The sequence below is a fragment of the Desulfosarcina ovata subsp. ovata genome, assembly GCF_009689005.1.
Taxonomy (GTDB): Bacteria; Desulfobacterota; Desulfobacteria; order Desulfobacterales; family Desulfosarcinaceae; genus Desulfosarcina; species Desulfosarcina ovata.
This window is the reverse complement of the sequence record NZ_AP021879.1, coordinates 1,452,783-1,466,138: the sequence shown is the minus strand read 5'-3', so window position 1 is coordinate 1,466,138 and position 13,356 is coordinate 1,452,783. Positions and strand designations below refer to the sequence as shown.

At 40.9% G+C, this 13,356-nt stretch carries 10 protein-coding genes and 1 pseudogene; 4 read left to right on the top strand and 7 right to left on the bottom strand.

What is annotated here, in order from left to right:
- Positions 1-119 precede the first annotated feature (119 nt).
- The 6 genes from GN112_RS06485 to GN112_RS06460 form a co-directional block, all read right to left on the bottom strand.
- Positions 120-866: an SDR family NAD(P)-dependent oxidoreductase gene (locus tag GN112_RS06485; protein ID WP_155309476.1), complete on the bottom strand. Its 747-nt coding sequence runs from the start codon at positions 864-866 to the stop codon at positions 120-122.
- A gap of 58 nt (positions 867-924) precedes the next feature.
- On the bottom strand, positions 925-1,677 hold the full coding sequence (locus GN112_RS06480; RefSeq protein WP_155309475.1) for an SDR family NAD(P)-dependent oxidoreductase: 753 nt from the start codon (positions 1,675-1,677) through the stop codon (positions 925-927).
- A 595-nt stretch (positions 1,678-2,272) separates the two neighbouring features.
- A complete protein-coding gene (locus GN112_RS06475) occupies positions 2,273-3,505 on the bottom strand; it encodes a TetR/AcrR family transcriptional regulator (protein ID WP_155309474.1) in 1,233 nt (410 codons plus the stop codon).
- 656 nt (positions 3,506-4,161) lie between these two features.
- The gene (locus GN112_RS06470; RefSeq protein ID WP_155308364.1) at positions 4,162-5,427 is read right to left on the bottom strand and encodes an IS4 family transposase; all 1,266 of its coding nucleotides are present in this window, start codon (positions 5,425-5,427) and stop codon (positions 4,162-4,164) included.
- Between the two features lie 516 nt (positions 5,428-5,943).
- Positions 5,944-6,417 carry a transposase gene (locus GN112_RS06465; RefSeq protein WP_162458809.1) on the bottom strand — a complete coding sequence of 158 codons (474 nt, stop codon included), beginning with the start codon at positions 6,415-6,417 and terminating at the stop codon, positions 5,944-5,946.
- Positions 6,372-6,917 carry a hypothetical protein gene (locus GN112_RS06460; protein WP_155309472.1) on the bottom strand — a complete coding sequence of 182 codons (546 nt, stop codon included), beginning with the start codon at positions 6,915-6,917 and terminating at the stop codon, positions 6,372-6,374. Before GN112_RS06460 ends, GN112_RS06465 begins: the two co-directional genes overlap by 46 nt.
- 625 nt (positions 6,918-7,542) lie before the next feature.
- On the opposite strand from GN112_RS06460, the gene GN112_RS06455 reads away from it, so the two are divergent.
- Entirely contained in the window at positions 7,543-7,989 is a 447-nt protein-coding gene (locus tag GN112_RS06455; RefSeq protein ID WP_174247657.1) for a Zn-ribbon domain-containing OB-fold protein, read from the top strand.
- 67 nt (positions 7,990-8,056) lie between these two features.
- Positions 8,057-9,208 (top strand): thiolase family protein, encoded by a 1,152-nt coding sequence (locus tag GN112_RS06450; protein ID WP_231716949.1) that lies wholly within the window; start codon positions 8,057-8,059, stop codon positions 9,206-9,208.
- Between the two features lie 407 nt (positions 9,209-9,615).
- On the opposite strand, the pseudogene GN112_RS06445 reads toward GN112_RS06450, so the two are convergent.
- Positions 9,616-10,623, bottom strand: a pseudogene (locus GN112_RS06445) (transposase).
- 247 nt (positions 10,624-10,870) lie between these two features.
- Between GN112_RS06445 and GN112_RS06440 the strand changes: the two are divergent.
- Both GN112_RS06440 and GN112_RS06435 read left to right on the top strand, forming a co-directional pair.
- Positions 10,871-12,103 (top strand): CaiB/BaiF CoA transferase family protein, encoded by a 1,233-nt coding sequence (locus tag GN112_RS06440; protein WP_155309470.1) that lies wholly within the window; start codon positions 10,871-10,873, stop codon positions 12,101-12,103.
- The gene (locus GN112_RS06435) at positions 12,096-13,319 is read left to right on the top strand and encodes a CaiB/BaiF CoA transferase family protein (protein WP_155309469.1); all 1,224 of its coding nucleotides are present in this window, start codon (positions 12,096-12,098) and stop codon (positions 13,317-13,319) included. The genes GN112_RS06440 and GN112_RS06435 overlap by 8 nt, the downstream gene beginning before the upstream one ends.
- The last annotated feature ends 37 nt before the right edge of the window (positions 13,320-13,356 follow it).

The following is a 13,356-nucleotide window of genomic DNA, read 5'->3' as shown; positions in this document are numbered from 1 at the left end:
AATCTGGTCAGGCTGGAACGCCGATTACCTTTTTAAATCCCACCCATTCTTTTTCACCAATATTCATTTCAGCTACGGAAACTCCAAGACGGCTTTCGTAGATTGTGGTTTACTATGTTTCATCCTGAAAAAAGGCTTCTGCCACCGCATACATATAATACCTGCCCGGTAACAAAACTGGTGTCATCATCAGCGAGAAAAAGCACTGCGTAGGCGATATCATCCACCTCACCTAAATTTCCCGTTGGTTGTTTACTGATTAAAAAATTCCTGTTTTTTTCTGGAAGTTCATCCCACAGTGGTGTATGAATTAGACCAGGTGCAATACAGTTTGCGGTAATGCCTTTTCTGCCGAGTTCGAGAGCCAGCGTCCTGGTCAGAGCGACCACGCCTGCTTTCGCAGAAGAGTAAGGGGCTTGTCCGGGCCCACCCAGCCACGCACGTGATGCTATGTTTATAATTCTGCCGTGCGTTTTTTCAACCATGTAATTATGAGCTGCCTGGCTGCACAGGAAAGTCCCCTTCAAATTGACATTGATGGTAATATTCCAGTCTTCTTCAGTGAGTTTTCTTAAAGCGCCAGCCCGTTCCATTCCTGCATTATTCACCAGAATGTCAATACTTCCGAAAGTATCGACAGTTTCTTTGAACATGTTTTCAACGGAGGTCTTATCACAAATATCTGCAACCTTTCCTATGACATCGAATCCCATATCTTTAAATTCTGTTACCGTTTCATTTACTTTTTCGGCAACAATATCATTGATAACGACCTTGGCGCCTTTTTCGGCCATTCTCATAGCAGTTTGCTTTCCCATACCACTACCCGACCCTGTTATCAGGGCGACTCTATTTTTAATACTCATTTCTTATACCTCCAAATGACGAAGATGTTAAACACAAAGCACATTTAATAACGGTTTGTTAAACGGACAGAGAGGAATATAAGCTTTTCCCGCCACAAGCAAATAACATCTGGCCAGTAATATATTTGGATTTCTGTGAAGCAAAAAAGCCTACTGTTCTGGCTATGTCCTCGGTCTTGCCAAGTCTTTTCACAGGCAAACGTGAAGCCATTTTCTCTGATTTATCTTTCGGTAGATCAGACTCGGCGATATCACCTTTGATTACACAGTTAGTCGTCACATTGTCTTTCGCCCCTTCGAGTGCCAAGGATCTTGTCAGGCCGAAGACTGCTGATTTTGTAGCCGAGATATTCACTTTTCCTTTGCACCATCCAAGATAGTCGATACTTGTTATATTGACAACCCGTCCATACTTATTTTTACGCATTCCCGGTATAATCTCCCGGCAGAAATAAAAAACCGCGTTTAAGTTTTTATCAACGGATTTTCTCCAACGGTCGTCCAACACGTCAGCGATCTCCCATCCTTCTGAATCGTCGACATTATTAACGAGGATATCAATCACACCAAACTCCGCCTTGATTTTGTCAATCGCCTCTTTGACCTTTTCAGGTTTTGAAGGGTCCATTGCCAACCCGATTGCCTGCTGACCTTTTTCCTTGATTTTTTCAACGATGCTGTCCACCTGCTTTTGGTTGACATCACAGACGGCAACCTTCGCGCCCCCATTAGCAAGAGCGAGACTGATGGCCTGGCCTATCTGATCTGTTCCGCCGGCAATTACCGCTACTTTGTTTTCTACACCATCCATTCTACATCCCCCTTCTTTTTTGTTTCTGACGTTTCCTTCTTCTTCTGAAACTGGAAAATATAACCAAACCACATTTGTACCAATAACTGAGAGATATTCAACTATGGTACAAATGAATTGTCAATCTTTTTCTTTTAATTTTATGAGATTTTCTGAAAATTAGGATGCTGGATAAGCAGAAACGGCATAAATATCCAGGATATTTGATGAAGTCAGCGGCGGCTCGTGGTGTTTCAGATCCACCCATTGGTGGATATTAAAGAAAAGAAGGGTCCACTATCCAAGATAGTGAATTATAAGGGCCTCGGAAAAAATAAAATCCACGGAGATGACGCCGGATTTTTGTTCGCCTGGTTTTATAAGATCAGGCAAGGCGCGTCGATGGTTTAATACTGGTTGTATGTAGCCATCGGCGCAACGAAGAACGCGGGCAAAAAGACGAGTAACATCGCGGATTTAATAAAAAGATTTCCTCGATGCCCTCCTGCGGGGTAGTTCATTTATTTCCGAGGTCCTAAGCGACGGACAATAAAACACCCTCCTTGTTTAACAAAACGGCAGCAGTTAACAACAAAAAGAGCGGTGTGTGCGCCTTTCAAGGGCGTGAAAAGGTACTTATTACCTGTGCCATGGAAAATTCATTCTTTTTCTTTACCGCTAAACTTAAAAGATTAACAACCTGGCTTAATTCTTCCATCATATCGATGGCGTGCACCTTTTTTACAATTATCCATCTTGTGGCCAAATGCGAAAACGTGCCGACAAAAAGATTGATAAAAATCCTGTTATTAACATTAGAATTGAAAACACCCTTTTTTTTCCCTTCATCCAGAATGTCATTCAGGTAGCTAAATTGTTGCATAAATTCAAGATGTAAATCGCTGGACAGATATTGTCTGTTAAGTTTTATATCCCGCAGATAGACTATTAAGAATTCACGATTCGTCAGAAAAAAGAAGAAATAATGGTAAATGAAGTTTTTGAGCTTTATTAACGGCTCCTTATTGTCTATCACATTCTTTAAAAAAACGTCTTGCGTTTCGATATATACCCTTGGAATACTGAAAAGCAGATCGTTTTTACTTTTATAATATTCATAAATTGTTCCCTCTGATACTTTAGCAAGTTTAGCTATTTCCATCATCGTGGTATTGAAAAAGCCTTTTTCGGAAAAAATAGCTTGTGCTGCCAATAGAATTTTTACCGCCTTTTTATTATCAGGGGAAAGTGACGTTTTTTCACTTTTTATTATCATGTTTAAGATCAATGCCATGATGTTGTCAAAATCAGGCAGTGTTTTAGTAATACCTTTTGATCCAAGACAGTTAATGGATTCTTCATCCAGCAATCCAAAAATCATGTCCCGAACTATACTTGTATTCAGATTTTCGTGGAAAAAATTCTCTTTAACCCCTTGTATCAGAATATCTTTTAAAATTTTTGTATATTCTTTTAAGGACCGATATCCTTTATGAATGAAGAAATTACTGTACCCCCGGCTTTCAAGCATCAAATATTTCATTATTCGCAAATCCTTAGTTTGCGTATCATTCAGAGAAAGATGAAACCATATCATTTTACCAAGTTTTGAAATGGGTCCAATAATTCCTTTAAAATGATAATTTAATTCTCGATTCATGGCTTTAATCTCTTGATCAACCATAAAAAAAAGCAGATCTTCCTTATTTTTAAAGTAGTGATATATAATGGAATCAACAACATTTGCTTTTTTAGCTATTTCAGATATCGTGGAATCCCTCAGGCCTTTTTCAGCGATGACATCCCTGGCTGCTCGGATAATTGACTTTTTCGTTTTACTATTGTTCATGAAGTGTAGCCCTAATTAGGGGTATGGTTCGGCTGTATACCGGATGTTGCTGCAACCACATATCCTGAACCTTTAGGCCACGAGCGGTTTTGGGTTCACGATCTTCGCAGAAATTTGTACACTTTTTCCTTGTCATTATTGGAAACGCAATCAACCAAAAGAGGTTATTGGCGAAAACTTTCCCGTAAGAATCCTGATACACAAACAGGTCAGGTTTGGTTCGCTTTCAAGGCGCGCCAAAAGACAAGCAAGCGTGTGGATCTATTTATTTCCGAGGCCCTAAGAGTGCGGTAGCGATAGTTGTGGAGCGCAAGCACCGCAAACTTAGCCATGTGATTGCAAGTGATCGATAACTGTTCATCGGGTAACTTGGTTCCATAATATTTATTATTTTTCAGATAGTTATCTCTATTTAGCATGTTCTAGTGCAACTCCTAGGCTAACTGAACATTGATCAACAACCCTCTCTATTGCAGGTCTTATTGAAAGTAGTTAAAATTTGTTATTATGTTTAAACTGCGTAAAGTTGAATCTTATTTATTACTAAATAGGTTATTGGTCAACATATATTTTCGGAAAATTTGGTTAGGCTGAAATGAGAAAAATATCGAAATAACGAAAAGTTATCGGTATAAAACCAATACTGTTCGGCACATTCATTGATAAGAGTATTGAGCAATAACTTTGGCGATATTCACATCAAATATTTCTAACAAATTATTTTTTACTGCTAATAACCAGTGAAGACCAATTTTATAAAACTGTTTTAATTTTTCTCCAAGAAGAGTTACTAACCCGCAAACATATGGTCTTTTTGCATTTGAATTGGAGCATGAAGATGAAGTTAGCAAGGTTTCGTTCTTATTATTTTCTTCAGATTCATGCTCATCTTTTTCATTTTCTCTGCTTATTATTTCCGTATCTTGTTTGAATGATAATAACAATAGATAAGCAATCATATACAAGTAGAATTGTATCTGTACGCCATGAGGAGATTGGCTCATTAAGTGAATTCCCTTGAAGGTTCTTTTTATGAAGCGAAAAAAAAGTTCCACTTGCCACCTGTAAGCGTAAAGCATTATAATTTCGTAAGTTGTCAAATCATTTCTGTTTGTGATCAAAATGTAGTTTTCGCCCATAGCCGTAAAGCTAACAATACGATAACTTGCTTTGTTTTCATCGCTATTGAATATTATATTTGAATCTGTGATGTCACTGAAAAATTTCAAGAATGTATCCGGTACGGTGGCAGTGAGACACTCTTTTACAGTGTACGTCATATTCGACTTTCCGCGAATAATAAAAAATGCATTGCTGTCGGATATCTGCTTGAACAGATTGAAAGCGATATAGCCTCGATCACAGACATATGTAATGCCTTCGCGAAGAATTTGCTTAACAAATTCTTTTTCGGAAAAGTTACCTTCCGTACTGATAAATTCGGTTGGAATCATTCGGTTGAGTTCAAAAGATAAATGCATTTTGATCGCATTAGCGGTTTTCTTGTAACAAGCCCATGCCATATTGGAAATGGCCGGAAAAAGCGAACCATCTACAATTAGCATTTTTCCAAGATGACTGATTTCCGGAATTTTATGCAAATCCAATTCTTTTACCAACTGATGGAATATATCTTTAAATATTTCTGGGGGATAACGATTAAACGCTTCATTATACATAGACTTCGATGCGACGACCAATCCTAATGCCTTAGCAGTTGGTGATGTTTTGATCTCAGTGACGATTTGTCCAACGCTTTTAATTCTGGTTATTATTCCAAAAAGCAAATTTGTGGTGAACGATGATAATGAAAGCTTGTAAGTGTCCAAATCATTATGGAGACTATTTTGATTAACCTCAATCAATGGTAGCACCGGTGATAGAATTGTTTGAAAAACATTTTTGTCGATGTGTTCGCTCATGGAGACCTCCTGGTTAATTAATTGTACCCACCATGATTAAAACACAAAGCGATCTTTTTGTCCAGCGCTATTTTTTATTTTAATAACAAGATGTTACGGCAATATGTATGCCGAACGGTATTGGTATAAAACATAATTTTAGAAAATATCCATCGTCATTATAATTAAAAAAAGCTTGACATTAAAATCCTATGCAGTATTAGAATATAGCTCAGTTAATAGGAATTATAGGTTGTTCATCAGCTTTTGTCGCGAAGGCAGGGACTAACGCCCTCCAATTCGTGGTGCGAAAAACAAATAATACATTGATTTGTTACCGTACACATTTTACAACCAGCTGAAATAGAAGATTATACTTATAGATCAAATCGTTTTCTTGGATTGGCGCAACGTTAACCTCTAGTAATCGGAATACTCGGCAATGGTATTGGCAAGCCACGAACGGCGAGGTAGTTCAGCAACCTGAGGCCGAGTTGGAAAAAACTCAGGTCGCAGCGATCAGATCGGTGAATCCGTTTATACAAACCGGTTTCCAATGCCAAGATACCCAAAAAAAACGATCCATAAATAAGCCAAGCAACTGGCGTACATCAGTCGGGTTAACCGCTGCGGACACGATAGATGGCTTTTGTCAATGTTAAAGCCTCGGCTTTTCTGATCGCTGAAAAACGTTTCGATCGTAAAGCGCTTTGAATAATAATCGCAAGCTTTCGAACCGGATGAGAAATTGGTAACCAGGAATAAGGGCTCTTTTTGATCATCGCCCCACCAGGCAACAGCATTAACAGGACCGTATTGTTTATGCGTGATTTTGCAATCTCGCAATCTTTTATAACAGCCTTTTGGCAACATGGCCGCAAGGGTGTCGATCTGCAAGGGTTCACCACCGGTGTAGAGCGTAATATTGGATGACGTTCTGGATACATGCTTCCATCCGAAATCATTTAATGCCCGCTGGAGAGTGGTGCCATCAAATTCGCCATCGCCCAAGAATACCACCTGTTGGGTCGATTCGGGGAGCAAGGGCTTGAGTTTTTTTTGACTAGTTCAACATGTGCATCTTCGGGCAGATGACCCTTTTTGCCTTTAAAAACCGCAAAAGCAATGGGCAATGCGCGGCGCTTGTAGATCAAGCTGATCATCAAACAGATACAACCTCGGCCGACAAGGCTGCCGTCAATGGCCAAGATCATTTCCTGGAGGCCGAGAGTACTCAACACACTTTTTACAAACGGCAGGAAGTAAGTCTGTTCGGTTATCTTTTCATTAATGATCAGTCTTTTGAAGCGTTTTTCAGTGCTGGGTAGTTTGATTGGTTCAGGCACGTTGGCTGCAATTTGAGGCAACTGGGTTTCTTTACCAATAATGATGCCCGTAATCATGGCCGTCAGCGTGTTCATGTTTCTTGCGAGGTTACCGTTCAATTGGTCAGGGTATAGGCATTTGACAAGTTCTTTGACTTTTCTATAGATCGTTTTGCAGTCGGTCATAATAAGGCCTCCACTTTATAAGAGATAATCGTAGGACCTTAATGTAGAATAAGTCAAAGGAAATGTTCAGAGTTATTATTTGCCATCATATCCGATTGTTATGCTTATCTATAAAACTGTACGGTGGTGAATACATTGATTGTTTCCGCATAGGCCGACAAACTGATAAATTACAATACTTGGTTATCCACAACGCTGAAGTGATGGTGCGTTATCTATTGAAAATACAAACGGTTTTACGAAACACCTCTATATATTAAGGCACTTAAACAATATTCATCTCAGCGAAATTGATAACAGATTTGCTGGTGGTGAATCACCACATGGACTTGAAAACAGAAAATGAATAAATGAAAGTTGATGAACTCGTAAAAAGTACCCAAAATGCTATTTTTACAAATTGCCAGCCAATGATTTCAAATGGTTGCAAGGTCGAAATTTGAGAATTTCGACTTTTTACGAGACTGTCAAAGTTAATCAAAAGAATTCCTCGATGCTCTGCATCGGGGTTAAACTAAAATTCTTTTTGATACATAGCAGCGCTGCTGCGGGGTAGTTCATTTTCTTTTTCGAAAAGGAAAATGAAAATTATCGGCAACATTAACTATTAAAAAGGGAGTTTATGATGGCAGAAAAAGAAAAAGGTAAAAAAGAAGAAAAAAAGGCAGAAGAGATTACATTCTTTCATGAAGATATTTTTGAGGTGCCGGAAGATGGCAGCCCCCCATTTCTAAAAGGATGGAAATGTAAGAAATGTAACAAGCTGTGGTTTCCGACTGTAAAATATTGCATGGATCCTGAATGCTGGAGTGAAGATTTGGAGGCTGTTCCCTTGAGCAGAACAGGGAAGATTTATACCTGTGTAGATATTTATATAGGTGCACCTGGATTTGCCACGCCATATGTCTGGGGATATGTGGACCTGCCGGACGGCATTAGAATACCGACAATATTTGACGGTGAGGTTAAAGGCTTTCATATAGGCGATGAGGTAGAAGTCGTTGCGGCACCACTCAGAAAGAACAGTAAGGGCGAGGACATTATCAGCTGGAAGTTTAAAAAAGTTGCATAATGAGAATGATGGGTTGTTATAGACGGGTTTAAGTAAAATGATGCCAAAAATACCAGGAGGAAAAATCGTGAGAGATGCGTATATAATCGGAGGTTATGCTTCTGTAACAGGTAGACTGACAGAGGATTTTGATTTACTGGGTGCTATAGCAGCAAAAGCTGCGATTGAAGATTCCGGCGTTAAGCCAAGCGATATAGAAGGAGCTTATGTAGGAAATGCATTTAATGGAAATGCTGTTGGTCAGGCTATGTTTGCCAAGCTTGGTATGTGCGGCGCAAATTTGCCTGTAACAAATGTTGAGGGCTACTGTTCAAGCGGGGGACTGGCAATTCACCACGCCGTTCAAGACGTAAGATATGGAAAATGTGATATTACCATCGGAGTCGGAGCGGAAAATCTTACTTTGCATAGACAGACAGGTCAGGCCTTTACACCTAACGTGTCGAATATTGAGGGTATGCATGGAATGCCCATGCCCGGAAAATATGCTTCAAGGGCAGTAGTTTATATGAATGAAACCGATTGTACAAAGGAAGATCTCGCAGATGTGGTGGTCAGAGTGAGAAGAAATGCTTCCAAAAACCCTCGTGCCTGGATGCGCAAACCGGTGACCAGGGAAGAAGTGCTGGAATCAAGGATGATTGCTGATCCCATTACTTTGTATATGTGCTGTGGTATTACAGACGGTGCCGGTGCTGTTGTAGTTGCGTCTGAGGATGTGGTGAAGAGGCTCGGAATTTCAAAGCCGGTTAAGGTTTCAGGTTCTGTCTCGATATCGGGTCCTGTTGATATTGGTCCTGTTGATTCAACCGGTGATGACATAACCGAACTTGCTGTCGATATGCTTTACAAGGAGGCAGGAATAGGGCCGAAAGACGTTGATCTATGTGAAATACATGATGCCTTTGCAATCTGTGAACTACTATATTACGAGGCTTTGGGTTTCTGCAAAAAAGGCGAAGGGTTTGTTTATGCAAGAGAGGGTAAGAATGACCATGGCGGTGAATGTGTATTCAGCCCCAGAGGTGGATTGCTTGCAAATGGTCACCCTGTTGGTGGGACGGGGGCCTTGCAGATAGCTGAATCATACCTCCAGTTAAAGGGAAGGTGCGGTGATTATCAGGTGGAAAATGCCAAAGTCGCAATGACACATGTTACAGGTGGTGGCATTTATGGTGCTGAGCATGCTGTGTGTACAATGCACATTTTGTCTGTTTAACAGGCTCCCTCTGTGTTTTTCCCTTGCTTTTAACTCTGACATTAAGCCACCACTTTTAGTGGTGGACGCGGAAAGGTTTGACCGATCCGGCGAGATTTTTTGGGGAAAAACCTTGGTCATCGTTTCGTCTACCTTGCCTGGTTCCCACGCTCAGCGTGGGAACCCAAACCTGTCAAATGGAAATCATTGACGCTCCCATGCAGAGCATGTGAGCGAATTGGAGTTGTGATGAGAGAAGTCCCTATACGACGTTTAATGTTGAAGGCTCAGTGTTTGATGTTTATGGGGCGGGTTTTCGCCCCCTTTGAGGGGGCTTCCTGATACCACCTGCTATGCAGGTGGAGTATGTCATTAAACGGGTACTGGTTCAGTTGAATAGGCAATTAATTAGTCATAATTTTGAATAGTTAAACATATTGTGCACTGAAAAGTGCTTCTGGAGTGGTCTCGCATTCGAGTACTCCTAAACTAACAGCGGGCACCTTTTTGGTCGTAAAGTGAACTCTGAGGAAGTTATGGACAACCCAATAAACGTTCAACACGCGTTGAAGACCGGTTTCTTATTTTGCATATGTGTTTGTTTTTCTCCTATAGGCGGAACATTTTCGGCGCATTGCAGCATTGTTGGCTTCAACGTGGTTGGCGTGTGTTTCCTTATCTGTAATATGGTTTGTGGTCTCAGGGTGTTGAGGACATGTTGTCTGGTATTTTGGTCTTTTGCGTCCTTTCTTATGGGCTTGGGATCCTTTGTTTTTTACCCTGACGGTGACTCCTTTTTTCAACACTTTTCGAGGACGACCACGCATACCAGTTTGAAAAAGCTCGTGGCATATTTCAAATAGAATTTTTCCATATCGACGTTCACCATCTGTCAGAAGGGTTATGTCTTCAGTTTGGTTGACAAGTTCCGCAAAGGTTTTGATTGCTTTTTCAAAAAGGGACCTGTCCTTTTTACCGCAGCTCATTTCCCAAATGAAACGGCTGGCTCTATCCATGAGGACAATAGTCCATCCGGAAGATTCTTCAGGAGGAACATTTTTTTTGACTTTTGTATAAAATTCATCACCTTCGATGACTGACTGGATGAACGTATGCGCCATTGAATAGATCAATAACGTATTATAAAGATAGGAAAATTTTCTTTCCTAGGCAAGAAGGGTGTTTTTAGCGATATTAAAGATCCGGCAGGTGGCATTGAGTGACGTTCCCTCAGTTCGGGCGTTTAAGACCTCCCAAATTTTACTGACAGGCTTTCTGATATCTTGCAGGAAGGTGTTTTTTGTTTCTGAGAATGAATATTTGCAGTCTTGACAAAGAAACATTTCCCTATCACCGTTAGAAATTGTGCGATATACATAGTCATGCCGGATATTTTCAGACGAACAATTGGGACATTTGCATGTAAATAACAGCATAATCTACTCCTTCTCATCATGGTTGGGGTAGATTACCGTACATTTTTTATCTTCTATTGTCTAGCTATTTTATGTATATTCTGGCACTTACAACACCTATTCAACTGAACCAGTGCCGACGCGGCCCGCCAGGAATTTTATGTTGCACATCCAGGCGTGATAGACTTCCGTGATACTAATGACTTCGATATAAACGCAGACGGCTAAGTTAATAGAATTGACTTTTAAACATCAGTATGAGGCTAATATGAGTAAATGCAATGACAATGTGCTTGGTGATATTCGTGTTTTGGACTTAACCTGTGGAATAGGTGAATATGCCGCTAAATTATATGCTCAGATTGGGACGGAAGTTATACATGTAGAGCCTGTAACAGGTGACCCTTTAAGGCAAAAGGGTCCGTTTTGTAAAGATCAGGTGGATGAAAACGGAGGGCTTGAGTTTTTATATTGTAACCTTGGCAAGAAGAGCCTGGCCCTTGATTTGTCAGATGGAGCAGGAAAGCAGATATTCAAAAAGCTTTGTAAAACAGCGGATGTGCTTATTGAAAGTTTTCCTCCCGGGTATATGGATAGGTTGGGGTTGGGTTATGAAACATTGGAAAAAATCAATTCTAAGCTGGTATATACAGCGATTACGCCATTTGGGCAAACTGGGCCATATAGTGGATATCCCTTTTCAGATCTCACATTGATGGCCCTTGGCGGGTTTCTTTTTTTAGCTGGGAATGATGACAACAAGCCGGTCCGAGCCTTTGGTGAGCAGGCGTTTCAGATGGGAGCATCATATGCGGCGATTGGAAGCATGATCGCCCTCTATCATGCCCGGCATACGGGTGAAGGCCAATTTATTGATGTGTCAATGCAGAGTTGTGTGGCGACAGCTCTTGAAAATTCAATTCAATGGTATGATCTCCAGGGGGTGAACCGACGAAATGTTGGGGTTGAAGCAGGGCTTGGCATATATCGTTGTAAGGATGGATATGTGTGTATTGTTGCGGCATTCGGAAAAACAAGGGCAATGTGGGAAACCTTTTTAGGTTGGATAGAAAAGGATGGCGCCAAGGACATTAAGGAATTAAAAAGTGAAAAGTGGTTTGAACCTACATACAGGAAAACAGATGAAGCGCGTGAGACATTCAAAAGAATATTTGAGGATTATTCTCGGCAACGTACCAAATTGTATCTTTACGAGGAAAGTCAGAAAAATAGGGCCGTAGTTTTTCCGGTGAGCAACGGGAAGGATATTTTTGAAGACAAGCAGTTTAATTATCGAAAGATTTTTAAAAATATTTATCATCCTGCAATAGATACTGAGGTTTGCTTTCCGACGACCGGTTTTGAAATGAGTGGTACCGATGTCGAGATCACGGTTCCTGCACCCACCAGGGGGCAGCATTCTGCTGAAATATTAAAGGAGCTGGGGTATTCGGATAATGATATAGAAGGCTTGTTGATAGGAGGTTGCATATATGGATAGAAATAATTTGCCTTTAAAAAATATTACCGTTTGCGATTTTTCATGGGTTGGCGCGGGCCCGATAGCTACCAACATACTTGGACAGTTCGGCGCAAATATAATTAAGATTGAATCAAGAAGCAAGCCTGAAGTGCTTCGAAAGGGCTACCCTTTTAAAGATGGTAAACAAGGGATTGAAAGGAGCGGATATTTTGCGAACCGTAATCCAAATAAACGGAGTATCTCGCTAAATATGAAGGTGCCTGAAGCCAGGGATGTTGTTGTTCGGCTGATTGAAAAAAGTGATATTGTCATAAACAATTTCAGAGCCGGGCAGATGGAAAAGTGGAATCTTGGATATGAAGATGTTCAAAAAATAAAAAGGGATATCATTTACGTGACGATGAGTATCCAAGGGGACAAGGGGCCTTACAGCCATTCGGCCGGTTTTGGAGTAACGTTGAATGCGTTGGTGGGCTTCACTCATTTAACAGCCAATCCTGAAGGTGAACCGCTAGGGACCGGTACGAGTTACACTGACCATATAGCCGTTCCGACCCATACCCTGGTTGGCATTATGGCTGCGCTTTTAAATAGAGATCGAACCGGAGCCGGGCAGCGCGTAGAAGTTCCTCAGGCCCAGGCCGCTATATGTTTAAAACCTCTCGATATAATGGATTACGCTGCGAATAGGCGTATTCAGCAACCTTTGGGTGTTAGAGATGCCAATGCCGCACCACATGGGGTATACAAAGTTTTGGGGTATAGGAAGTGGATCGCAATTGCCGTTTTTTCCGATGATCAGTGGTGTGTATTTAAAGAGGCAATGGGGTATCCTGACTGGGCTGAAGATGATACGTTCGACACTTTATCAGGCAGACTTGATAATCAAGATATTTTGGATCAACAAATTGAAAAATGGACCGAGACGCAAGATGGAAAGCAACTTCAACACCGGCTAATGGAGTCTGGTGTCCCAGCAGGCATGGTACAAGATGCCAGGGCAACGATCGAAGACCCTCAGCTTGCCCAACAGGATTTCTGGGCTTACCTTGATCACCCTGAGGTAGGTATAACATTGTACAATAAGGTGCCCATGAGATTCTCAAAAACACCGGCGGTCATGAAAACAGCGGCTCCTCTTCTTGGAAAACATACCCGTGAGGTATTGACAGATTTCCTTGCATACAGTGACGCTGAATTTGAAGAAATGAAAAACAAAAAGGTTTTTGATTGAGGAGATGGGACTGGTGAGTTACGAAGGCTACTGTGCT

Excerpts from the sequence above, each read along its gene's own strand:
- GN112_RS06435 (WP_155309469.1), top strand. The coding sequence starts at position 12,096 with ATGGATAGAAATAATTTGCCTTTAAAAAATATTACCGTTTGCGATTTT.
- GN112_RS06475 (WP_155309474.1), bottom strand. The coding sequence starts at position 3,505 with ATGAACAATAGTAAAACGAAAAAGTCAATTATCCGAGCAGCCAGGGAT.
- GN112_RS06455 (WP_174247657.1), top strand. The coding sequence starts at position 7,543 with ATGGCAGAAAAAGAAAAAGGTAAAAAAGAAGAAAAAAAGGCAGAAGAG.
- GN112_RS06480 (WP_155309475.1), bottom strand. The coding sequence starts at position 1,677 with ATGGATGGTGTAGAAAACAAAGTAGCGGTAATTGCCGGCGGAACAGAT.
- GN112_RS06460 (WP_155309472.1), bottom strand. The coding sequence starts at position 6,917 with ATGACCGACTGCAAAACGATCTATAGAAAAGTCAAAGAACTTGTCAAA.
- GN112_RS06485 (WP_155309476.1), bottom strand. The coding sequence starts at position 866 with ATGAGTATTAAAAATAGAGTCGCCCTGATAACAGGGTCGGGTAGTGGT.
- GN112_RS06440 (WP_155309470.1), top strand. The coding sequence starts at position 10,871 with ATGAGTAAATGCAATGACAATGTGCTTGGTGATATTCGTGTTTTGGAC.
- GN112_RS06470 (WP_155308364.1), bottom strand. The coding sequence starts at position 5,427 with ATGAGCGAACACATCGACAAAAATGTTTTTCAAACAATTCTATCACCG.